The following is a 19,795-nucleotide window of genomic DNA, read 5'->3' on the forward strand; positions in this document are numbered from 1 at the left end:
CGGCGCCCCTCATTCCCCCGTCCAGTCCCACGCGGCCGCGCACGAGGTCACGTCCGGGCCGCGATGCCCGGTTCCGCCGTCACACCACCGTCACCGGGTGGCGTACGACCGCGTCGAAGAGGTAGCCCTGCGTGTTGTGGGCGGCCGTCTCGGGCTGCGTGCGCCCGGTGGCGTCGGTGGCCCGTGCCAGCAGGGCCGTCGCGCCCGGGGTCCGGGGCGTCCACGGCACCGACCAGCGCACCCAGCCGCCGCGGCGCGGTACGTCGTGCAGCCGGGCCCGCTGCCAGCGCGTACCCCCGTCGGTGCTGACCTCCACCCGGTGCACCGGGGCCGCGCCGGACCAGGAGCGGCCGGTCAGCAGCCGCGTGCGGTGCGCCGGCACGGTGGCGCCCGGTTCCAGCTCGAAGGCGCTCTTGAGGGTCTGCCGGGTCAGCGGGGCACTGCCCTGCGGCGGCTGGCCCGGCCCGAACAGCCGGTACATGTCGGTGTTCCACGGCGTGTACAGGGGCTGCCCGCTGACCTCGATGTCCCCGACCCACTTGATCGAGGAGATCCCGACCCAGTTCGGCACGACCAGCCGGACCGGCCCGCCGTGGTCGGGCGGCAGGGGCTCGCCGTTCATCTCGTACGCGAGGATCACGTCGTCCAGCGCCTTCGACACCGGCAGCGGGCGCCGCACCCGCCCCAGGTTCACGCCGTTCGCGACGACCTCGTCGTCCAGGCCCCGGGGCAGCACGTCCACGGCATCCCGGGTCGCCCCGGCCCGTCGCAGTACGTCGGACAGCCGGGCCCCGCGCCAGCGGGCCACACCGATCGCGCCGAGGGTCCACGCGGTCCCGGTGACCTGCTGGCCCTGCTGCGTGGTGTAGAAGCTCCGGCCGTTGCCCGCGCATTCGATGAACAGGGTCCGCTCGACGGCGGGCAGCGCGCGCAGCCGGTCGTACGAGAACTCCGCCGGGGCGCCGGACAGGGCGTCGCCCCATACCTTCAGCCGCCAGCCGTCCCGGTCGAGGTGCGGGGTGACGGTGTGGTTGCGGACGAAGAACCGGTCGAGGGGAGTCAGCGGCCCCGTACCGCGCAGGGCCGCGAAGTTGGTCTCCGCGTTCGTGCCCCGCACGGTGAACAGCTCGGGCGGCAGCGGCTTGACGATCCCGGGCGCGGCGGCTCCTCCCCCGCCCGTTCCGGCGGCTTCGGCGACGCCGGCCGCCCCCAGCCCCAGGGACCCGGCCGCGGCGCCCGCCGCGAAGAGCCTGAGCAGGTCACGACGGTCCACCCCGGCCGCCCGGGCGCGCCCGCCGGCCCACTGCCGCAGGCGCGCACGGTCGTACCGGCTCTCGTCCGACTGGTCGAAGGGCATGAGGAGACACTCCTTGATCGCGATTCCCGAAGAACGCGAGAAGCCCTACCCCACGCACCGAAGCCGACCCGCCGCACTGGCCACACACCTGCGAAACGGCCGAAATACCGCGCGCGAGCGCCGAAACGGGCTCATATGACTCATCACTGACGCCGTTGCCGATCACCCGGAGCGGGGGCGCGGAAGGACGAGCTCGCCTTCACGGGCGGTCCGCGGTGCTCGATGCGGGGGCGCGCAGTTTGACGGCCTCCACGTACCGGTCGGTGACCTGCCCTTCCCGGGTCAACTCGACCTGTTCGCGGTCCCGTTCGCGGGTGTGCCGCAGGGTGCGGTCGGTGTAGTACAGGCCCGCCGCGGCGACGACCCCGGCGACGAGTAGCGCCAGGAACCCTGCACTTCCCACCACGATTTCATACGCGGGAACATGTCCCGCTGCGGACGCAGTACTCGCCTCACGCGGACGCTGACAAGTCGACGCCTCCGCGCACTCCGGGCTCAGCCGTTGCGGCCCGGCACCACCAGGCCGCTCTCGTACGCCGTCACCACCGCCTGGGCCCGGCTCTCCAGGCCCAGTTTGCTCATCGTGCGGTTGAGGTGGCTCTTGACCGTCGCCTCGCTGATGAACAGCCGCCACGCGATGTCCGCGTTGGCCAGCCCCTGACCGACGAGTTCCAGTACCTCGATCTCCCGGCCGGTCAGCACCTCCAGGATCTCGGCGCCCGCCCCGGCCGGTTCGCCCGCGCCGCCGCCCTCGCGGCCGGTGCCGCGCAGCGCGAACGCCTCCACGAGCCGGCGCGTGACCGTGGGCGCGAAGAGCGCGTCGCCGCTGCCGACCGCGGTGATCGCGGCGAGCAGCCGCTGCGGGCCCGAGTCCTTGAGCAGGAAGCCCGAAGCCCCGGCCTTCAGCGCCCCGTACACGTACTCGTCGAGGTCGAAGGTGGTCAGGATCAGTACGCGCGGCTGGGGCGGCGGGGTCTCGGCGAGGATCCGTTCGGTGGCGGTGATGCCGTCCATGCCGGGCATCCGGATGTCCATCAGGATCACGTCCGGCCGGGTGCGGACGGCGAGTTCGACGGCCTCGGCGCCGTCGGCGGCCTCCCCGACGACACTGAAGCCGGGGGCCGCTTCGAGCAGGCCCACGAGTCCGGCCCGGATGAGGAACTGGTCGTCGGCCACGAGCACCCTCAGTGGTGCGGATCCGGTCATGCCGGGCGATCATCCCCCCGCGGTACGGTGCGTGCGGAAGTCGGCAGCGTGAGGCACACGGCGTAACCTCCCTCGCTGCGCGGCCCGATGCCGATCGTTCCTCCGTAGAGCTTGGCCCGCTCGCGCATTCCGATCAACCCGTGCCCGCTTCCGGGCAGCACAATGGCCGGATCACCTCCCTCCTCCCTCTTCCCCTCTCCCGATCCCGCGCCGTCGTCGGTGACGGTGACGCCTATGTGCGCGGGCCGGTAGTCGAGTTCGACGACGACGCTGGCGTACCGGGCGTGCTTGATCACGTTGGTGAGGGCCTCCTGGACCACCCGGTACGCGCACAGTTCCACTCCCGGGGCCAGCGGCCGCGGTTCGCCCGTCACCCGCAGTTCGACCGCCACCCCGACGGCCCGGACCCGCTCGGCCATCTCGTCGAGCCGGGACAGTCCCGGCATCGGCGCGTCGCGGTCCCCGCTCCCGTCCCAGCCGGGCCCGTCCGTCCCCGGGTCGCCGGGCCGCCCGTCCTCGAGGTCGCTCGCCCTCAACAGGCTGAGCATGCGCCGCAGTTCGTCGAGCGCCTCGGCGCTGGTGTCCTCGATGGTGCTCAGGGCCGCCCGCGCGGTTTCGGGCGCGGAGGAGAAGACGAAGCCGGCCAGACCCGCCTGCACCGAGATGACGGACATGTGGTGCGCGACTATGTCGTGCAACTCCCTGGCTATGCGCCCGCGTTCCTCGGCGACCTCCCGGCGGGCCCGCTCGTCCCGCTCCAGGCGCAGCTCCCGGGCCAGGTCGGCCGCACGCCGGGCGAGCAGCCCGAACCGCCAGAGCAGGGCCGGGAAGACGACGGCCTGCGCGACGACGGCGGCCATGGAGCCGCCGCCGGGCCCGTTCCCGAGGAGCCCTCCGTAGATCCAGATGGCACTCATCAGGGCGGCACACGCGAGCGAGGTGCGGCGCGGGCAGAGGGCGGCCACCGTGTACACGCCGAGCATGGGGCCGAGGCAGTTGACCACGGGCCAGTAGCCGGCGGTGACGTACACGAACCAGGCGAGGTGCACGAACAGGCATACCGCGACGGGGGCCTTGGCCCGGACGGCTCCCGGAATGTTGACCAGCCCCACCAGGAGGTATCCCGCGAGGTCGAGCGCCGGCCAGCCCTGCTGTACGGCCTCCCGGCCCAGCAGTACGGCGACACCGGTCTGCGCGACGGCCGTCAGCGCATCCATGTAAGAGGGGCGGATCCGCATCGCCGCAGCGTAGCCCGTGGATCGACTCCGCACCTCCAACTTCCGGTCTCAACCCGGGGTTGGAGGAACCGGGACCCTGGGGCGGAGGTTGGCGACGGGTATCCACCCCGGACGGGACGACGGGCCGGGTCCGTGGCCCGTAGCTTCGGGCCTCGGCAGGACGGAGCCGGATGACCACCGGCTCCGCAACAGGACCGTCGACCGCTCGGGGGATCTCCATCGGGGGAACCGGTCCGCAATGAAAGGACGATTGACCATGATCGTACGCAAGCGTCTCGCGCTCCTCGTCGCCACGACCGCCCTGCTCGGCGGCGTCGCCCTGGCGCCGGGCGCCTCGGCCGCCACGAACTCCGGCTCCTCGGTCACGGGTTCGCGCGGCTGCAACTACACCGACTCCCAGCCGACGATCCGCCGGGGTTCGAGCGGGGCGGCGGTCAAGCAGGCCCAGTGTCTGCTCAAGACCTGGAACGTCAACATCGGCTCCTCCGGCGTCGACGGCAGCTTCGGCCCGGACACCGACCGCGCGGTGCGCGAGTTCCAGAACCGGGTCAAGACCATGTGCAACATGCCGGTCGACGGCATCGTCGGCCCGAAGACGTGGAGCGCCCTGAAGAACCCGGTCTGCTGACCCACACCCCGACCGGCCCGGGCACCGCTCCGCACCCCCTGCGGACCGGTGCCCGCGCCCGTTCGGGCCCGCGGGGTGCATGATGAATGCATGACCGAACGCGAAGATTTCCTGGCGTGGGTCAGGACCGAGCTGTACCAGGCGGAGCTCGCGCTGCACAACGGGGACGCCGCCCCGCGCCGGGCGCTCTGGTCGCGCAGCGAGCCCGTGAGCGTGCTGGGGGCATGGCGCAACGCCCATGGCCTGCGAGAGCTCGACGACCTTTTCGCGTCCCTCGCGGGCAGCTTCTCCGACTGCACCTCGTACGTGTTCGAACTGCTGGCGTACGACGTCCGGGGGGACATGGCGTACACAGCCGGACTCGAACACACCTCCGCCTCCGTCGACGGGCAGCCGCGCAGCTACACGCTGCGGGCTACTCAGGTGTACCGCCGCGAGGACGGCGAATGGCGCGTCGCCCACCGGCACGGCGACACCGTGGCCGAGTGAGGCGCCCGTGTCCGGGCCGGCCGGTGTCGGCCGGCCGGCCCGGACGCGGGGGGATCAGACGAGGTCGAACCGGTCCAGGGTCATGACCTTGTCCCAGGCGGCGACGAAGTCCTTCACGAACTTCTCCTTCGCGTCGTCGCTCGCGTAGACCTCCGCGAGGGCCCGCAGCTCGGAGTTCGAACCGAAGACGAGGTCCGCCCGGCTGCCGGTCCACCGGACCTTGCCCGAGTCGTCGCGGCCCTCGAAGGCGTGCGCGTCCTCGGAGGTCGCCTTCCACGTCGTGCCCAGGTCGAGCAGGTTGACGAAGAAGTCGTTGGTCAGGGTCCCGGGGCGGTCGGTGAGGACACCGGCCGTCGACTGCTGGTGGTTCGCCCCGAGCACGCGCAGGCCACCGACGAGGACGGTCATCTCGGGGGCGCTGAGGTTCAGCAGGTTGGCCTTGTCGAGCAGCAGGTACTCGGCCGGCAGGCGGTTGCCCTTGCCCACGTAGTTGCGGAACCCGTCGGAGGACGGCTCCAGCGCGGAGAAGGACTCGACGTCCGTCTGCTCCTGCGTCGCGTCGACGCGGCCCGGCATGAACGGCACCTCGACCCGGACCCCGCCGTCCGCGGCGGCCTTCTCCACGGCGGCGGAGCCCGCGAGCACGACGAGGTCGGCCAGCGAGACCTGCTTGGCCCCGGAGTTGAAGGAGGTCTGGATGCCCTCGAGCGTGCGGAGCACCTGCGCGAGGTCGTCCGGGTTGTTGACCTCCCAGTTGCGCTGCGGCTCCAGGCGGATGCGGCCGCCGTTGGCGCCGCCGCGCTTGTCGCTGCCGCGGAAGGAGGAGGCAGCGGCCCAGGCGGCCGAGACCAGCTGGGAGACGGTGAGGCCCGAGCCGAGGATCTGCTCCTTCAGGGAGGCGATGTCCGCGGCGTCGACCGGCTCGCCGGAGCGCGCCGGGAGCGGGTCCTGCCACAGCAGGGTCTCGGACGGGACCTCCGGGCCGAGGTAGCGGACGACCGGGCCCATGTCACGGTGCGTCAGCTTGTACCAGGCGCGGGCGAAGGCGTCCGCGAACTGGTCCGGGTTCTCGTAGAACCGGCGGGAGATCGGCTCGTAGACCGGGTCGAAGCGCAGCGACAGGTCGGTGGTGAGCATGGTGGGGAGGTGCTTCTTCGACGCGTCGTACGCGTCGGGGATGATCGCCTCGGCATTCTTCGCCACCCACTGGTTCGCGCCGGCCGGGCTCTGGGTGAGCTCGTACTCGTACTCGAAGAGGTTCTTGAAGAACTCGTTGCCCCACCGGGTCGGGGTGCTGGTCCAGGTGACCTCGAGGCCACTGGTGATCGCGTCGGGGCCCTTGCCGCTGCGGTAGGTGGACGCCCAGCCGAAGCCCTGGGCCTCCAACGGGGCGGCCTCGGGGTCGTCGCCGACGTTCTCCGCCGGACCCGCGCCGTGGGTCTTGCCGAAGGTGTGGCCGCCCGCGATGAGGGCGACGGTCTCCTCGTCGTTCATCGCCATCCGGCGGAAGGTCTCGCGGATGTCGCGTGCGGCGGCGATCGGGTCCGGATTGCCGTTGGGGCCCTCGGGGTTGACGTAGATGAGGCCCATCTGGACCGCGCCGAGGGGGCTCTCCAGCTCGCGGTCGCCGGTGTAACGCTCGTCGTCGAGCCAGGTGGTCTCGGGGCCCCAGTACACGTCCTCGTCGGCCTCCCAGACGTCCGGGCGGCCGCCGGCGAAGCCGAAGGTCTCGAAGCCCATGGACTCCAGGGCCACGTTTCCGGTGAGGATCATGAGGTCGGCCCAGGAGATGGCCTGGCCGTACTTCTTCTTGACCGGCCACAGCAGACGGCGGGCCTTGTCGAGGTTGCCGTTGTCCGGCCAGCTGTTGAGGGGGGCGAAGCGCTGCTGTCCGGCGCCGGCGCCGCCGCGGCCGTCGCTGATGCGGTACGTGCCCGCGCTGTGCCAGGCCATGCGGATCATGAGCGGGCCGTAGTTGCCGAAGTCGGCGGGCCACCAGTCCTTCGAGTCGGTCAGCACCTCGGCGATGTCCCGCTTGACCGCCGGGAGGTCGAGCGCGTTGAACGCCGCGGCGTAGTCGAACTCCTCGCCGAGCGGGTTGGCCACGGCGGGGTTCTTCGCAAGGATCTTCAGATTGAGCCGTTCCGGCCACCATTGGCGGTTTCCGCCGCCCTGGGTCGGGTGCGGCGCGCGGCCGTGAGCGACCGGGCAGCCACCGGCGCCCTCCGCCTTCGCGTCCGTGACGATTGCATCGTGGTTCTCAGACATGGGAATCCTTCCGGACCGGACCAGTCGGTCACGGTGATCAGGAACTGCATGTGGTGGAACTGGCTGGGGCGCCGGAGCCCGGTCACACGTCCAGTCGAGCGCTGCTCTGGACCGTTCTGTCCCTTGGCTATCAACGCAACCGATCCTACGATGGACGGAATCCAAGTCAAGAAGGACACCAAGCCCGTATGCATTCGGATTCCGGATGTCCCCCGGCGGATTCCCGGGGCTCCGGGGGGTCCGCCCGACCTGAAAAGGTGAGCCGCTATGAGTGACCTGCTGGAACGGCTGCGAGGGCGCGGCTGGCGGATGACTTCGCAGCGTCGCGTGGTCGCGGAGGTCCTCGACGGCGACCACGTGCACCTGACGGCCGACGAGGTGCACGCCCGCGCGGTGGAGCGGCTGCCGGAGATCTCCCGGGCCACGGTCTACAACGCCCTGGGCGAGCTGGTCTCCCTCGGTGAGGTCCTGGAGGTCACCTCCGACGGCCGGGCGAAGCGCTACGACCCCAACGCGCACCACCCGCACCAGCACCTGGTCTGCTCCGGCTGCGGCCTGATCCGCGACGTCCACCCGAGCGGCGACCCGCTCGCCGATCTCCCCGCCGCGGAGCGGTTCGGCTTCACGGTGTCCGGGGTCGAGGTCACCTACCGCGGGCTCTGCGCTACTTGCTCCTGAGCCCCGCGGCACCCGCGCGGACCGCGTCGGCCAGGAGGACGGCCGTCCGGTTCGCGGGGTCGACCAGGCGGGTGCGGGTGAGGGCGAAGGACAGGCCGCGCCCGGTCGGCGAAGGCGATGCCGCCTCCGCTGCCGTGGTGGCCGAAAGCGCTCGGTGCGCCGCCCATCTCGGGCATGGCCAGGAAGTAGCCGAGCCCCTTCGCGTGGCGCCTGGCCAGCATCCGGTCCCGCCCCTCCACGGCGATCGCCGCGGCGCGCGCCACGCGCTCCTGCGGGAGCAGCCGGACCCCTTCGACCTCGGCCAGCAGGGCCGCGTACATCCGGGCGGCTGCTGGGGCGGTCATGGTGCCGCAGGCCGGCAGGTCGGCCATCAGATAGCCGGGGCGGCCGGCGAGGGAGGCCGTGGTCCACACGCCCCGGTTCGGCGCCACGAGGCGGGTGACGGGTGCGCTCGGCGGGAGAGCGGCCAGGTACGACTCCCAGCCACCCTCCACGAGCGGTACGACACGCGGCAGTTCGGACTCCGGCACCCCGAAGTACAGCTCGTCCGCGATCCCGAGGGGCTCCGCGACGTACTCCCGCAGCGCCGCCCCGGGGTGAGCCCGGTGATCCGGCGGACGGTCTCCCCGAGGATCCAGCCGAAGGTCCAGCCGTGGTAGCCGCTGTCGGAACCCGGCTCCCACAGGGGCGGCAGCCCGGCGACGATCCCGCACATGGTGTCCCAGTCGCAGAGCTGCGGCACCGTGAGGGAGCGCGGTAGTTGGGGAATCCCGGCGGTGTGGGTCAGGGCGTGCCGGACGGTGATCCCCGCCTTGCCGTTCGCCCCGAATTCCGGCCAGTACCGCGCGACCGGAGCCTCGTACTCGATCAGGCCCCGCTCCGCGAGCACGTGCACCAGGGTCGCCGTGCAGCCCTTGGCCCTCAGGTGGCCGTGTCACCGCCCTGCTCGGCGAGGTGGGTGTCCATGGTGGCGTTCAGGTCGGCCACGAACGATTCGAACCGCTCCAGGAGTTCCGGCGGGTAGTGGGACATCGCGGCGTCCAGGCGGTGGGCGAGCGGACCGAAGAACTCGTCCGCGCGTTCCTGGATGTGCGCCCCGCTGCGCAGGGTGACCACACGCCGGTCGGTGTGTTCGCGGCTGCGGGTGATGTGTCCCGCCGCTTCGAGGCGGTTCAGGAGCGCGGTGGTGGCACCCGTGGACAGGGAGATGCGCTCGCTCAGGCGCGCCGGGGAGAGCGGGGTGCCGCGCTCCTCGGCGGCGGAGATCTCCAGCACCGCGGTCGCGTCGGTGGAGTGCAGGCCCAGCCAGTCCGCGAAGCGCCGGCCGAGCTCGGTGTAGTGGCCGCCGTAGATCCGCAGCCCCTCCATCAGCCGCTCGCGCTGCGCCTCCACGTTGCCGCGCATCGCTTCCTCCGCTTCCTCCATGGAGGACCGCCCTCCTTCTTCCGTGCCGGGCTGCCCGCGTCGGCGGCCCGCTTTGACAACCTACCGCCCCCACTTTACCTTCACCGTGGAATTACTTCACCATGGAGGTATATCGATGCGCGATCCGTCCCCGACCGGCGACCGGAGCGGCGAGCCCGAGACCGCAGAGGTCCGGACCGATACCGAGACCGAGGCCGAGACCGAGACCGCCGAGCCCTACCGCTGGCGGTGGCTGATCCTCGTCGTGATGCTCGTCGCGGAGATCATGGACCTCCTGGACGCCTCGATCGTCAACGTCGCCGGACCCGACCTGGAGGAGTCCCTCGGCGCCGGCTCCGTCGGACTGCAGTGGGTGATCGGCGGGTACGCGCTCACGCTGGGGGCCGGTCTGGTGGTCGGCGGGCGGCTCGGTGACCGCTACGGACGCCGCCGCATGTTCCTCCTCGGCCTGGCCTCCTTCACCGCCGCCTCCCTGCTGTGCGCACTCGCCCCGGACATCGGTTCGCTGATCGCCTTCCGGCTGATCCAGGGCACCGCCGGCGCCATGCTCCTGCCCCAGGGGCTGGGACTGCTGCGCGAGAACTTCTCCGGACCCGAGCTCACCAAGGTCTTCGGCATCTTCGGGCCCGTCCTCGGCCTCGGCGGGATCATCGGCCCCGTGCTGGGCGGCGGACTCATCCAGGGCGACTTCCTCGGCCTGGGCTGGCGTTCGGTCTTCCTGATCAACCTGCCCGTCGGCATCGCCGCGCTGATCACCGCCGCGAAGGTCGTCCCGAAGAAGCCCGGGGACCCCACGATCACGGTCGACGCGGTCGGCGCCGGTCTGGTCGTGGCGTCCTGCGCCCTGCTGGTGCTCCCGCTCAACCAGGGCCAGGAGGACGGCTGGCCGCTGTGGACCTGGCTGTCCATGGCGGCCTCCCTCCTCGGGTTCGGCCTGTTCGCCCTGCAACAGCGCCGTACCGCCGCGGCGGGCCGCCGGCCGCTGGTGACCCCGGCGCTCCTGCGCAAGCCCGCCTTCACCGTCGGGCTCGGCGGCATCGCCCTGTTCTTCGCCGGACTCGTGGGCACCCAGCTCGTCCTGACCCTCTACCTCCAGATCGGGCGCCAGTTCACCGCGGGCGAGGCCGGGCTCGGCAACCTGCCGCTCGCGGTCGGAACCGCGATCGGCGGCGCGGTCAGCGGGGCCGTCCTCGCCGACAGGATCGGCCGCAAGGTGCTCCAGATCGGCCCCCTCGTCCAGCTCGCCGGCGCGGCCCTGCTCTGGTTCGAGCTCGACGCCCTGCGCGCCGACTCGTTCTCGATCCGGGACGTGGCCCCCGGTGTGGCCGTCTGCGGCGTCGGAGCGGGCGTGGTGATCGCCGCCCTCTTCAGCTTCGTCCTCGGCGCCGTCGACGACGACGAGATCGGCTCGGCCTCCGGAGTCCTGTCCGCGGTACAGGCCGTCGGAGGCTCCGTCGGGGTCGCGGTCTTCGGCTCGGCGTTCTTCGCCCGGGCCGAGACCGGTGACTTCACCGGCGGATTCCAGCGGGCCCTCGTCATCCAGGCCTGCCTGCTGGCCGTGTTCCTCGCGATCACCTTCCTGCTGCCCGAGAAGGCAAGGCCCGAGGAGGAGCAGCACGGCGCCACCGCCGACGCGCGGCACGCCGCCGTGTGAGCCGCCCCCGGCCGTGCGCCGCCCGCGCCGGGCAACGGGAGCTCGCGATCGCGTACTACTGCGGCGTACCGGCTCGGTCCCGCGAGGGCTGCGACGTCGGCTGCCACAGGACGAGGACGATCAGCAGGACGAACGCGACGAGGGCGGTGAGCGTGCGCAGGTTGTTGAACAGCTCCCAGCGCCGCAGGATCTCCGCGTGGTCGACCGGGGCCGAGGTGCGCGCCCATTCCTTGATCCGGCCGTTGATCGGTACGTTGCCGAACCGCGTGACGAGGAAGGACGTGAAGGTCAGCAGACCCGCGGCCCCCGCGAGGAGCCGGGAGCGGCCGCGGGTCAGGGCCGCCAGGGCGAGCGAGCTCAGCGTCGAAACGGCCATCGCCGCCTGCATGGTGATGCCGTTCATCTTCATCAGTTCGGCGTGGAACGACAGCCGCATGTCGAGCGGTACGGCGTTGAAGGTGGGGACGAGGTTGGCCGCCCCGTAGCCGAACGCACCCGCGAGGAGGCCGGTGGCCAGCAGGGCGCTCGCCCGGAGGAGTCGGATGCGTCGCAAGTTCGTTGGCTCCGTTACGTGGTGCCGGCGGATCAGGTCCCGGTCCGGGCCCTGACGTGCACGGTCGGTCTCCCCGTGCTCCGTGTTCCCGATGGCCTCAAGGCTCACGGGTCCGCCTCCATAAGTCCAAGAGTTTGCACGTCTCGCAACTAGCATGATCAGTTATGGACATTCGGCAGCTGCGGCACTTCGTCACGGTCGCGGAGGAAGCCAACTTCACCCGAGCCGCCGCCCGGCTGCACCTGGCGCAGCCGGGCGTGAGCGCCCAAGTCCGGCAGCTCGAGAGGGAGCTCGGGCACGCGCTCCTCGACCGGTCCGGCCGGTCGGTGACCCTCACGGAGGTGGGCGAGGCCGTACTTCCGTACGCGCGGGCGGCCCTCGACGCCGTCGAGGCGGTACGGCAGACCGCGGACGAGTTCACCGGTCTGCTCCGCGGCCACGTCACCCTCGGCCTGGTCTCGGGGGCGGCCGCCGCGGCGGCGGCCGCGGCCCACGAGTTCGACCTGGCCGCCATCCTGGCCGGGTTCCACCAGGACCACCCCCAGGTGGAGATCGCCCTGACCGAGGACACCTCGGAGCGGATGCTCGCCGCGTTGCAGCGGGGGGAGCTCGACATCGCCGTGATCGGACTCCCGGACGAGGAACCGCCGCCGGGTGTCTCCGTACAGGTCCTGGCCGACGAGCCCCTCGTCGTCGCCGTCGCCCCGGGCGATCCCCTCCTCGCGCCCGACGGCCGTACCTGCGTTCCGCTGGCCGAGCTCCGCGACCGCCCGCTGATCAGCCTGCCGCACGGTACGGGCCTGCGCGGGGTGCTCGACCGGGCGTGCGCGCAGGCGGGGTTCCAGCCGCGCATCGCCTTCGAGGCGGCCGCTCCCCGGTTCCTCGCACAGCTCGCCGCCCAAGGGCTCGGCGTGGCGGTGGTCCCGGCGCTCTCCGCCGACGAGGCGGCGGCCTTCGGACTGCGGACGCTGGAGATCACCGAACCGCGGCTGCGCGGCCGCGTCGGCCTGACCTGGCGGACGAACGGCCCCGCCAGCCCCGCGGCCTCGGCCTTCCTGGAACTGCTCCGCACCACGCTCAAGGCGCCGGGGGCCGAGTAGCGCCCAGGGCAAACAACAAAGGCAAGGAGGTGTACCCACTCCTTGCCACTCTCAAGTTATAGCGCGGTGGGGGGCTTGCCGCAAGGCCCCGGTGCTGGGGCAGAATCGCGGGCCGAGGCCAGAACCTGCAGAAATAGGGGATTCGCGAAGTGCATGTGCTGTTGTCGGTTTACAGGTGGTGCGGTGACGTCGAGACGCGGACCGGAATACGGGTGTGCACGCCGACGGCCGTCGCGGCAGCGACTTCGGAACGGAGCTGAAGACATGAACAACCTGACCACCAGCGCCTTCGACCTTCCCGGCCACCTCTCCCCCAAGGCCGACCCGGCCCTGATCGACCGCGACGAGCGGCACTTCGCGGCCATCTCCGAGAGCCTCGAGCAGACGATCGCCGAACTGTCCGACCGCCTCGAAGCCGTACGCAAGGCACCCGGCGGCATCGGCCGGGAGGCGATGGACCGGGACTCGGAGATCCACCGCCTGACCGGCCGCCTGCGCACCCTGCGCCGCTTCGGCCTGGACCTGTGCCTGGGACACACCGTCCCCGCGGACGGCTCCGAGCCCGTGTACATCGGACGCCTCGGCCTCACCGACAGCACGGGCCGCCGGCTGCTGCTCGACTGGCGCTCCCCCGCGGCCGAGCCGTTCTTCGCGGCGACCCACGCCAACCCGATGGGGGTGGCGAGCCGCCGCAGGTACCGCTGGACCCGCGGCCGGATCAGCGACTACTGGGACGAGGTGTTCACCGCCGACGGGCTCGAAGGGCACGCCGCGCTCGACGACCAGTCCGCGTTCATCGCCAGCCTGGGCGGCAACCGGTCGGCCCGGATGCGCGACGTGCTCGCCACCATCCAGTCCGACCAGGACGCCATCATCCGGGCGGGCTCCCGCGGAGCGCTGGTCGTCGACGGCGGTCCGGGTACGGGCAAGACCGTCGTCGCCCTGCACCGCGCCGCCCACCTCCTCTACTCCGACCCGCGCCTCGGCCACCGTCGCGGCGGCGTGCTGTTCGTCGGTCCGCACCAGCCCTACCTGGCGTACGTGGCCGACGTGCTGCCCAGCCTCGGCGAGGAGGGCGTGCAGACCTGCACCCTGCGCGACCTCGTCCCCGAGGGAGCCGGAGCGGCCGTCGAGAGCGACCCTGCCGTGGCCCGCCTGAAGGCGTCGGCGGAACTGGTACGGGCGATCGAAGCGGCCGTCGGCATCTACGAGGAGCCTCCCGCGAAGGGGATGACGGTCTCCAGCCACTGGTCCGACATCTGGCTGAGCGCCGACGACTGGGCGGCGGCCTTCGAAGCGGTGGAGCCGGGCACTCCGCACAACGAGGCGCGCGACCAGATCCGCGACGAGCTGATCGCGATCCTGATGGACAAGGACGACAGTGACGTCCCTCCCGAACTGCTGAGGAGGTCGCTGCTCCAGGACCGGGAGCTGATCGGGGCCCTGAACCGTGCGTGGCCGATGCTCGACGCGGGTGAGCTCGTAGGAGACCTGTGGTCGGTGCCCGCCTACCTGCGCAAGTGCGCGCCCCGGCTCGGCCCGGACGACGTCCGCGCGTTGCAGCGCGAGGACGCGCGGGCCTGGACGGTGTCCGACCTGCCGCTCCTGGACGCGGCGCGGCAGCGCCTCGGCGACGCGGAGGCCTCCGTGCGCAAGCGCCAGCAGGAGGCCTCCGTAGCGGCCGAACGCGCGCGCCGGGCCGATGTCATGGACAGCCTGCTGCAGAACGTCGAGATCGACGAGAGCGAGGGCGCGCTGGGGATGCTGCGCGGACGGGACCTGCAGGACAGCCTGATCGACGAGGGCGCGCTGCCCGCCGCCGACCCGGACCTGCTCGCCGGCCCGTTCGCGCACGTCATCGTGGACGAGGCCCAGGAACTGACCGACGCCGAATGGCAGATGCTGCTGTCGCGCTGCCCGTCCCGGAGCTTCACCATCGTCGGTGACCGCGCCCAGGCCAGGCACGGGTTCACGGAGTCCTGGCGGGAACGGCTCGAACGGGCCGGGGTGGACCGGATCACCGTGGCCTCCCTGAGCGTCAACTACCGGACGCCGGAAGAGGTCATGGCGGAGGCCGAGCCGGCCATCCGGGCCGAGCTGCCGGACGCCAACGTGCCGACCTCCATCCGCAGCAGCGGCATCCCCGTCACGTACGGAGCCGTCGCGGACCTGGACTCCGTACTCGACGGCTGGCTGTCCGCGCACGCCGACGGGACGGCCTGTGTCATCGGTACCGGTGACATCGGCGAGGGTGCGTGGCAGGCGAGCTCCCGCGTCCGGTCGCTGACGCCGGAGCTGACGAAGGGGCTCGAGTTCGACCTGGTCGTCCTCATCGATCCGGAGGGCTTCGGCGAGGGCATCGAAGGAGCCGTGGACCGCTACGTCGCGATGACCCGCGCGACCCGGCAACTCGTCGTCCTCACGAGTTCCTGAGGCCTCCGGTGTGACATGCGGGCGGCTTCCGCGTTGTTCCCGGTATGGACGAGACTGGGGAACTGCTGGACGTACTCCTCGACGGGGTGACCGAACCGCGCCTGAAGCTGGTCAGCAATGACGAGGCCCGGGCGTTGATGGTGCTCCTCGGGCTGCTCGACGAGGCCGAGCGGCCCGAGGAGGTGCGGCGGGCCGCCGGCGAGATGCGCTCGCGCCTGGGCGAACGCCTCAGCTGGGGCCTGCGCTGACCCGAGAGCACGGGCCGTGCCGGTGATCCGTCGCGGTCAGCCGCTCTTCTTCACCGACGGTTCGTGGCCGGGATACACGTGGTCGGGGGTCACGATGCGGGTGACCGCCTCGCCGAAGAGGGTGCTCGGCTCCTGGCCCTCGTACGTGCTGTCGGTGTTGAGGACGATGACCATGGTCGCCTTCGCCTGCGGCAGGTAGACGGGCAGGACCTCGTACCCGGGGATCGAGCCGTTGTGGCCGATCCAGCCCTGGATGTTGAAGATGCCCAGACCGTAGCCGTCACCGGGAACGTTCATCGGTGTGGTCTTCAGGCGTTCGGCCTGCGTCGCGGGCTTCAGCAGGGTGCCGGTGGCGAGGGTGTGGGCCCAGCTGCGCAGGTCCTGCATGTCGGAGATCATCGCTCCGGCGGCCCAGGCCCAGGAGGGGTTCCACAGGGTCGAGTTCTCGGTCCTGCCCGAGGCGGTCTGGTCGGTGTAGCCCTGCGCGTACGGCTTCGGTATCTCCGCGGTCGTCGGGAAGACCGTGTTGTGCAGCCCGGCCGGTGCGATGACGTCCTTCTGGATGACCTCGTGGAGCGGCCGGCCGGTGATCTTCTCGATCACGAGGCCGAGCAGGACCAGGTTGGTGTTGCTGTATTCCCAACTCGCACCGGGCTGGAACTGCACGGGGTTCTTGAAGGAGTAGTCGAGCACCTGCTGGGGCGTGAAGGACTGTTCCGGATCGGCCTGGAGCTTCTTGATGAAGTCCGCGTCCTCGCTGAAGTTGAAGAGCCCGCTGCGCATTCCCGCGAGTTCGCGCAGGGTGATGCGGTCGCCGTTGGGAACTCCCTCGACGTACTTGCCGATCGGGTCGTCCAGGCCGATCTTCCCCTCGTCGACCAGCTGGAGGAGGGCGGTGACCGTGAACGTCTTGGTCTCGCTGCCGATGCGTACGTGGAGATCGGCCGTCATGGGCGCGCCGGTGGCTTTGTCCGCGACGCCGAAGGCCTTCACATAGCTTCCCTTGCCCGGGGCCCACAGCCCCACGGCGACGCCCGGCACCTTCGCCTCGCGCATGACCTGGCGTACGGCCGCGTCCAGTCGGGCGGCGACGGCGGGGGTGAGCTGCGGGAACTCCGCGTCGGTGTCCGGGGAGGGGGCGGCCGGAGCGGCGAGCGCCGGGGCGGTCGCCCCGTACGCGGATCCGGCGACCGCCGGGGCGATGAGCACGCCTACGGCGGCGGCAGCCGCGCAGGCCCGGCGGAGCCGGACGTGGGTTGGCTTCACGGCAAGGTCTCCTGTCGTCCGAGGACCCAGGCAACGAAACCAGCGTAGGCCCGCACCTGCACGGTCGCGCGCCGAGGCCCCGGAGGCCGCTCCACCTGGGCCGTCGCGCGGGCAGCGACGCTCCGGGACGGCGAAACGGCTGGTGCGCGGGGTCGACGGAACCGGGTAACGTGAACACGTGACCGACAGTAAGAACATAAACAACCCCGTGGGCCAGGGCGGCGGCCAGCGCAAGAAGCTGTCCCGCGCCGAACGGCAGAACAACGGCCCGCACCGCAACCTCGACCGCCAGGGTGCGGCCGACAAGAAGGCTGAGCTGGTGCGCAAGATGCTCGAGAAGGCGCGCGCCGCCGAGGGCGCCCGCCCGGCGGACGGCGACGCCGCGCAGAGCTGACGCACCACGGCCGCAGGGGCTCAGCCCGTCGCCGGTGCGATTTCCGAGCGGCCCCGGACCGGGGTGTCGTTCGAGGGGGCCAGGCACCAGTCCAGGAGTGTGGGCCAGGAGCCGTAGCCCGCGGCCATGCCGAGGTGGCCCGCGCCGGGCAGGACCTCGACGGGCAGGCCGAGGGGTGCGGCGTACGCGGCTGCGGCGCCTTCCGGACAGTAGGGATCGTCGTCCCCGGCCACGATCCGGGTGTACGCGGCCGCGGCCGCGAGCTGCTCGGACGTCACCGCGGGAGCCACGAAGTCCGCCACCTCGGGGTTCTGCTCCAGGAGCAGCGCGGACGGCGGGGCGACGAGGAGGACGCGGTCGACCGGGACCGTGACGGCGTCGCGCGCGGCCGCCCGGAGCCACAGGACGCAGGCCAGGCTGTGGCAGAGGACCGTGTAGCGCTGTCCGCGGGGCGCGTCCAGACGGGCTATCAGTTCGGACAGCCATCGCTCCGGATCGGGCCGGTCCGGGTCGGGCAGCTGGGGGTACTCGACCTGGTGCCCCAGTTCGGCGAGGCGGCCGGCCAGCCAGTGCTGCCAGTGTCCGGCGGGGCGTCGGTTCTGCCATCCGTGCAGGAGCAGGAAGCTCTGCCCCGTCGAGTTCTCAGTCATGGTTCCCGTTCTCGGTCATGGTTCCGGTCTCGCGCGAGCCGATTGTGGGTCGGGGCAAGTATTCAGGTCCAGTTAATCTTTCTCGATGGAACAGGTAAGGAACGCCTTCACCATCGATCTGCGCAGGCTGGGCGTGCTCCGCGAGCTGGACCGCCGGGGCAGTCTGGCGCGCACGGCCGAAGCCCTGCACCTGACGCCGTCCGCCGTCTCGCAGCAGGTGGCCGCCCTGTCCAGGGAGGTCGGCGTCCCGCTGATCGAGCGTGAAGGGCGCGGGGTCCGGCTGACCGGGCAGGCGCGCGTCCTGCTGGAGCACGCCGCTGTGATCGCCGCGCAGTGGGAGCAGGCCCGCGCCGATCTCGCCGCCTGGCAGGAAGGGCGGCGCGGAGCCGTGACGGTCGGCGCCTTCTCCAGTGCCATCACGGGGTTGCTCCCCGCCGCCCTGGGCCGGTTGTCCGAGCACCACCCGGACGTACGCGTCATGGTGGTCCAGGCCGAGCCGCCGGACCTGTTCACCCGGCTCGACAGCGGCGAGGTCGACATCGCCGTGGCCGTGGACTTCGCGGCGGCTCCGCCCCACACCGACCGCCGCTACAGCCGGGTCGACCTGCTCGTCGACACCCTGGATCTGGCCCTTCCCCTCGACCACCCCTGCGCCGGCCGGGAGCACGTACCTCTGCGGGACCTCGCCGCCGATCCCTGGATCGTCGGCGACCCCCGCAGTTGCTGCGGGGCGATCACCCGGTCCCTGTGCGCGGCCAACGGGTTCACCCCCGAGATCCGCCATGCCGTCGACGACTGGACCTCGCTCGCCGCCCTCGTCGAGGCGGGCATGGGCGTCGCGCTCGTACCGCGGCTGGTCCAGCCGCTCCACCGGCCGGGGCTCGTCCTGCGCTCCCCCGCGGGTCCGGCGCCCACCCGGCACGTGTTCGCGGCCGTACGAACGGGCTCCGACAGCGACCCGGTGCTCGCCGCGGTCCTCGAACACCTGCGGGCGGCGGCCGCGGACAGCCCGCACACCCTCCCCCCGACAGGGCGGTGACCGGCTCGTCCCATAACCTCGTCCGGGTGAGTACGTACGTGAACCGGCTCGACGGCTCCGCACCGCTGACCGGCGCTCTGCCGACGGGCCCCGGCGCGGCGGTGTGGGCCCTGGCCACCACCTCCGAGGTCGTCGGCGGGTACCCCGTCGCCGAGGCCCTGCCGATGCTGGACGCCGCCGAACGGGACCGGGCCGGGCGGCTGTTGCGGGAGAAGGACCGTCAGCGCTACGTGGCCTCGCACGTGGGGCTCCGGGTACTGCTCGGCGGCTACCTCGGGCTGGCCCCCGCGGAGGTGGTGCTGGTCCGCGAGACGTGTCCGTGCTGCGGAGGCCCGCACGGCCGGCCCGCCGTGGAGGACGGCTCGCTGCACTTCTCCCTGTCCCACAGCGACGACGTGGCCTACCTGGCCTTCGCCGGGGTGCCGGTCGGGGTGGACGTGGAGGGGATTCCGGGCCCGGCCGCCGTGGCCGACATCGTCACCAGCCTGCATCCGGCGGAGACCGCGGAGGTGACCGCGCTGCCGGAGGCGGACCGGCCGGCGGCCATGGGCCGGGTGTGGTCCCGCAAGGAGGCCTACCTCAAGGCCACGGGTGCGGGCCTGGCGCTCGGTCTGACGGAGCCTTACGTGGGCTCCGCGCACACCCCGGCGGCCGTCGCCGGCTGGACCCTGACCGACCTGCCGGCCCCGGCCGGGTACGCGGCGGCGCTCGCCCTGCGCGACCCGGACTCCGGATCGGACCGCGGTTCCGCCTGACGGCCTCGGGAGCCGGCGGCTCGGACAAGGTCCAGCACGCCGACGCGGTGCCGGTCGACGGCGCCCGGCTCCGATCGCTGCGCGCCACCACGCCTGCGCGCCTCCACGCCTGCGCGCCGCGGATCACGCGGCGAGGCCGGTCACCGCGGTCCGCCAGGCCGAGGTGACCGCGCCGTGGGCCGCGGCGGTCGCTTCGGCGAGGTGCTCCGGCAGGATCAGGGGCGCGCCGACGTGGACGTGCACGCGCGGCCGGCGGGCCGGGGCCGTGAGGGCGCCGGCGATCTGCTTGGCCGCCGTCCCGGAGCTGATGCGGCGGGCACCGGCCTGCCCGACCGGGCGTACGGGCGCGCCCGTGGTCCGGGCGAGCCGGGCCAGGCCGGTTCGGAAGGGCAGCGGCGCGGCCTCACCGGAGTC

The 19,795-nt window shown here is 72.2% G+C and carries 20 protein-coding genes and 2 pseudogenes; 10 read left to right on the forward strand and 12 right to left on the reverse strand.

Annotated features, from left to right (window positions below; all coding sequences use genetic code 11):
- Positions 1-79 precede the first annotated feature (79 nt).
- The 4 genes from ACWGDE_RS05435 to ACWGDE_RS05450 all read right to left on the reverse strand — a co-directional run bounded on the left by ACWGDE_RS05435 (position 80) and on the right by ACWGDE_RS05450 (position 3,801).
- The gene (locus ACWGDE_RS05435; protein ID WP_453387648.1) at positions 80-1,357 is read right to left on the reverse strand and encodes a sulfite oxidase; all 1,278 of its coding nucleotides are present in this window, start codon (positions 1,355-1,357) and stop codon (positions 80-82) included.
- Positions 1,358-1,556: 199 nt separating this feature from the next.
- The gene (locus ACWGDE_RS05440; protein WP_453387649.1) at positions 1,557-1,760 is read right to left on the reverse strand and encodes a hypothetical protein; all 204 of its coding nucleotides are present in this window, start codon (positions 1,758-1,760) and stop codon (positions 1,557-1,559) included.
- Between the two features lie 92 nt (positions 1,761-1,852).
- Positions 1,853-2,563 (reverse strand): response regulator, encoded by a 711-nt coding sequence (locus tag ACWGDE_RS05445; RefSeq protein ID WP_453387650.1) that lies wholly within the window; start codon positions 2,561-2,563, stop codon positions 1,853-1,855.
- Positions 2,560-3,801, reverse strand: a complete 1,242-nt coding sequence (locus ACWGDE_RS05450; protein ID WP_453387651.1) for a sensor histidine kinase — start codon at positions 3,799-3,801, stop codon at positions 2,560-2,562. The genes ACWGDE_RS05445 and ACWGDE_RS05450 overlap by 4 nt, the downstream gene beginning before the upstream one ends.
- A gap of 256 nt (positions 3,802-4,057) precedes the next feature.
- On the opposite strand from ACWGDE_RS05450, the gene ACWGDE_RS05455 reads away from it, so the two are divergent.
- Together ACWGDE_RS05455 and ACWGDE_RS05460 are read left to right on the forward strand one after the other, a co-directional pair.
- A complete protein-coding gene (locus tag ACWGDE_RS05455) occupies positions 4,058-4,429 on the forward strand; it encodes a peptidoglycan-binding domain-containing protein (protein WP_453387652.1) in 372 nt (123 codons plus the stop codon).
- Between the two features lie 90 nt (positions 4,430-4,519).
- Positions 4,520-4,918, forward strand: coding sequence for a nuclear transport factor 2 family protein (locus tag ACWGDE_RS05460; protein ID WP_453387653.1), 399 nt, complete (start codon positions 4,520-4,522; stop codon positions 4,916-4,918).
- A 54-nt stretch (positions 4,919-4,972) separates the two neighbouring features.
- Here the strand turns inward: ACWGDE_RS05460 and katG are convergent, their stop codons facing one another.
- Positions 4,973-7,186, reverse strand: coding sequence for a catalase/peroxidase HPI (gene katG, locus ACWGDE_RS05465; RefSeq protein ID WP_453387654.1), 2,214 nt, complete (start codon positions 7,184-7,186; stop codon positions 4,973-4,975).
- A gap of 267 nt (positions 7,187-7,453) precedes the next feature.
- Between katG and ACWGDE_RS05470 the strand changes: the two genes are divergently transcribed.
- Positions 7,454-7,864: a Fur family transcriptional regulator gene (locus tag ACWGDE_RS05470; RefSeq protein ID WP_453387655.1), complete on the forward strand. Its 411-nt coding sequence runs from the start codon at positions 7,454-7,456 to the stop codon at positions 7,862-7,864.
- Here the strand turns inward: ACWGDE_RS05470 and ACWGDE_RS05475 are convergent.
- The 3 genes and pseudogenes from ACWGDE_RS05475 to ACWGDE_RS05485 form a co-directional block, all read right to left on the reverse strand.
- Positions 7,834-8,394, reverse strand: a complete 561-nt coding sequence (locus ACWGDE_RS05475) for a hypothetical protein (protein ID WP_453387656.1) — start codon at positions 8,392-8,394, stop codon at positions 7,834-7,836. The two genes, ACWGDE_RS05470 and ACWGDE_RS05475, sit on opposite strands and share 31 nt — an antisense overlap.
- Positions 8,395-8,468: 74 nt before the next feature.
- Positions 8,469-8,789: pseudogene (locus ACWGDE_RS05480) on the reverse strand (serine hydrolase domain-containing protein); the annotation flags it as partial.
- Entirely contained in the window at positions 8,786-9,289 is a 504-nt protein-coding gene (locus tag ACWGDE_RS05485) for a MarR family winged helix-turn-helix transcriptional regulator (protein ID WP_453387657.1), read from the reverse strand. The pseudogene ACWGDE_RS05480 and the gene ACWGDE_RS05485, both read right to left, overlap by 4 nt.
- 115 nt (positions 9,290-9,404) lie before the next feature.
- Between ACWGDE_RS05485 and ACWGDE_RS05490 the strand changes: the two genes are divergently transcribed.
- Positions 9,405-10,943, forward strand: coding sequence for an MFS transporter (locus ACWGDE_RS05490; RefSeq protein WP_453387658.1), 1,539 nt, complete (start codon positions 9,405-9,407; stop codon positions 10,941-10,943).
- A gap of 55 nt (positions 10,944-10,998) precedes the next feature.
- Here ACWGDE_RS05490 and ACWGDE_RS05495 read toward each other — a convergent pair whose 3' ends face one another.
- Positions 10,999-11,496: an anthrone oxygenase family protein gene (locus ACWGDE_RS05495; protein ID WP_453387659.1), complete on the reverse strand. Its 498-nt coding sequence runs from the start codon at positions 11,494-11,496 to the stop codon at positions 10,999-11,001.
- A 164-nt stretch (positions 11,497-11,660) separates the two neighbouring features.
- Here ACWGDE_RS05495 and ACWGDE_RS05500 point away from each other — a divergent pair, with 164 nt between their 5' ends.
- From ACWGDE_RS05500 to ACWGDE_RS05510, 3 genes are all read left to right on the forward strand, one after another.
- Positions 11,661-12,596: a LysR family transcriptional regulator gene (locus ACWGDE_RS05500; protein WP_453387660.1), complete on the forward strand. Its 936-nt coding sequence runs from the start codon at positions 11,661-11,663 to the stop codon at positions 12,594-12,596.
- Between the two features lie 264 nt (positions 12,597-12,860).
- Entirely contained in the window at positions 12,861-15,029 is a 2,169-nt protein-coding gene (gene helR, locus ACWGDE_RS05505; protein WP_453387661.1) for an RNA polymerase recycling motor ATPase HelR, read from the forward strand.
- A gap of 44 nt (positions 15,030-15,073) precedes the next feature.
- Positions 15,074-15,277, forward strand: a complete 204-nt coding sequence (locus ACWGDE_RS05510; protein ID WP_453387662.1) for a hypothetical protein — start codon at positions 15,074-15,076, stop codon at positions 15,275-15,277.
- A 36-nt stretch (positions 15,278-15,313) separates the two neighbouring features.
- Here the strand turns inward: ACWGDE_RS05510 and ACWGDE_RS05515 are convergent, their stop codons facing one another.
- On the reverse strand, positions 15,314-16,543 hold the full coding sequence (locus tag ACWGDE_RS05515; protein WP_453387663.1) for a serine hydrolase domain-containing protein: 1,230 nt from the start codon (positions 16,541-16,543) through the stop codon (positions 15,314-15,316).
- Between the two features lie 178 nt (positions 16,544-16,721).
- On the opposite strand from ACWGDE_RS05515, the gene ACWGDE_RS05520 reads away from it, so the two are divergent.
- Positions 16,722-16,937: a DUF6243 family protein gene (locus ACWGDE_RS05520; protein WP_453387664.1), complete on the forward strand. Its 216-nt coding sequence runs from the start codon at positions 16,722-16,724 to the stop codon at positions 16,935-16,937.
- A gap of 20 nt (positions 16,938-16,957) precedes the next feature.
- Here ACWGDE_RS05520 and ACWGDE_RS05525 read toward each other — a convergent pair whose 3' ends face one another.
- Positions 16,958-17,587, reverse strand: coding sequence for an RBBP9/YdeN family alpha/beta hydrolase (locus ACWGDE_RS05525; protein WP_453387665.1), 630 nt, complete (start codon positions 17,585-17,587; stop codon positions 16,958-16,960).
- Between the two features lie 85 nt (positions 17,588-17,672).
- On the opposite strand from ACWGDE_RS05525, the gene ACWGDE_RS05530 reads away from it, so the two are divergent.
- Positions 17,673-18,626: a LysR family transcriptional regulator gene (locus ACWGDE_RS05530; RefSeq protein ID WP_453387666.1), complete on the forward strand. Its 954-nt coding sequence runs from the start codon at positions 17,673-17,675 to the stop codon at positions 18,624-18,626.
- A 26-nt stretch (positions 18,627-18,652) separates the two neighbouring features.
- Positions 18,653-19,381 (forward strand): 4'-phosphopantetheinyl transferase family protein, encoded by a 729-nt coding sequence (locus ACWGDE_RS05535; RefSeq protein ID WP_453387667.1) that lies wholly within the window; start codon positions 18,653-18,655, stop codon positions 19,379-19,381.
- Positions 19,382-19,504: 123 nt separating this feature from the next.
- On the opposite strand, the pseudogene ACWGDE_RS05540 reads toward ACWGDE_RS05535, so the two are convergent.
- Positions 19,505-19,795: pseudogene (locus tag ACWGDE_RS05540) on the reverse strand (1-acyl-sn-glycerol-3-phosphate acyltransferase); the annotation flags it as partial.

It is taken from the genome of Streptomyces sp. NPDC054956 (genome assembly GCF_053609185.1).

Excerpts from the sequence above, each read along its gene's own strand:
- ACWGDE_RS05435 (WP_453387648.1), bottom strand. The coding sequence starts at position 1,357 with ATGCCCTTCGACCAGTCGGACGAGAGCCGGTACGACCGTGCGCGCCTG.
- ACWGDE_RS05445 (WP_453387650.1), bottom strand. The coding sequence starts at position 2,563 with ATGACCGGATCCGCACCACTGAGGGTGCTCGTGGCCGACGACCAGTTC.
- ACWGDE_RS05450 (WP_453387651.1), bottom strand. The coding sequence starts at position 3,801 with ATGCGGATCCGCCCCTCTTACATGGATGCGCTGACGGCCGTCGCGCAG.
- ACWGDE_RS05455 (WP_453387652.1), top strand. The coding sequence starts at position 4,058 with ATGATCGTACGCAAGCGTCTCGCGCTCCTCGTCGCCACGACCGCCCTG.
- ACWGDE_RS05460 (WP_453387653.1), top strand. The coding sequence starts at position 4,520 with ATGACCGAACGCGAAGATTTCCTGGCGTGGGTCAGGACCGAGCTGTAC.
- katG (WP_453387654.1), bottom strand. The coding sequence starts at position 7,186 with ATGTCTGAGAACCACGATGCAATCGTCACGGACGCGAAGGCGGAGGGC.
- ACWGDE_RS05470 (WP_453387655.1), top strand. The coding sequence starts at position 7,454 with ATGAGTGACCTGCTGGAACGGCTGCGAGGGCGCGGCTGGCGGATGACT.
- ACWGDE_RS05485 (WP_453387657.1), bottom strand. The coding sequence starts at position 9,289 with ATGGAGGAAGCGGAGGAAGCGATGCGCGGCAACGTGGAGGCGCAGCGC.
- ACWGDE_RS05490 (WP_453387658.1), top strand. The coding sequence starts at position 9,405 with ATGCGCGATCCGTCCCCGACCGGCGACCGGAGCGGCGAGCCCGAGACC.
- ACWGDE_RS05500 (WP_453387660.1), top strand. The coding sequence starts at position 11,661 with ATGGACATTCGGCAGCTGCGGCACTTCGTCACGGTCGCGGAGGAAGCC.
- helR (WP_453387661.1), top strand. The coding sequence starts at position 12,861 with ATGAACAACCTGACCACCAGCGCCTTCGACCTTCCCGGCCACCTCTCC.
- ACWGDE_RS05510 (WP_453387662.1), top strand. The coding sequence starts at position 15,074 with ATGGACGAGACTGGGGAACTGCTGGACGTACTCCTCGACGGGGTGACC.
- ACWGDE_RS05525 (WP_453387665.1), bottom strand. The coding sequence starts at position 17,587 with ATGACTGAGAACTCGACGGGGCAGAGCTTCCTGCTCCTGCACGGATGG.
- ACWGDE_RS05530 (WP_453387666.1), top strand. The coding sequence starts at position 17,673 with ATGGAACAGGTAAGGAACGCCTTCACCATCGATCTGCGCAGGCTGGGC.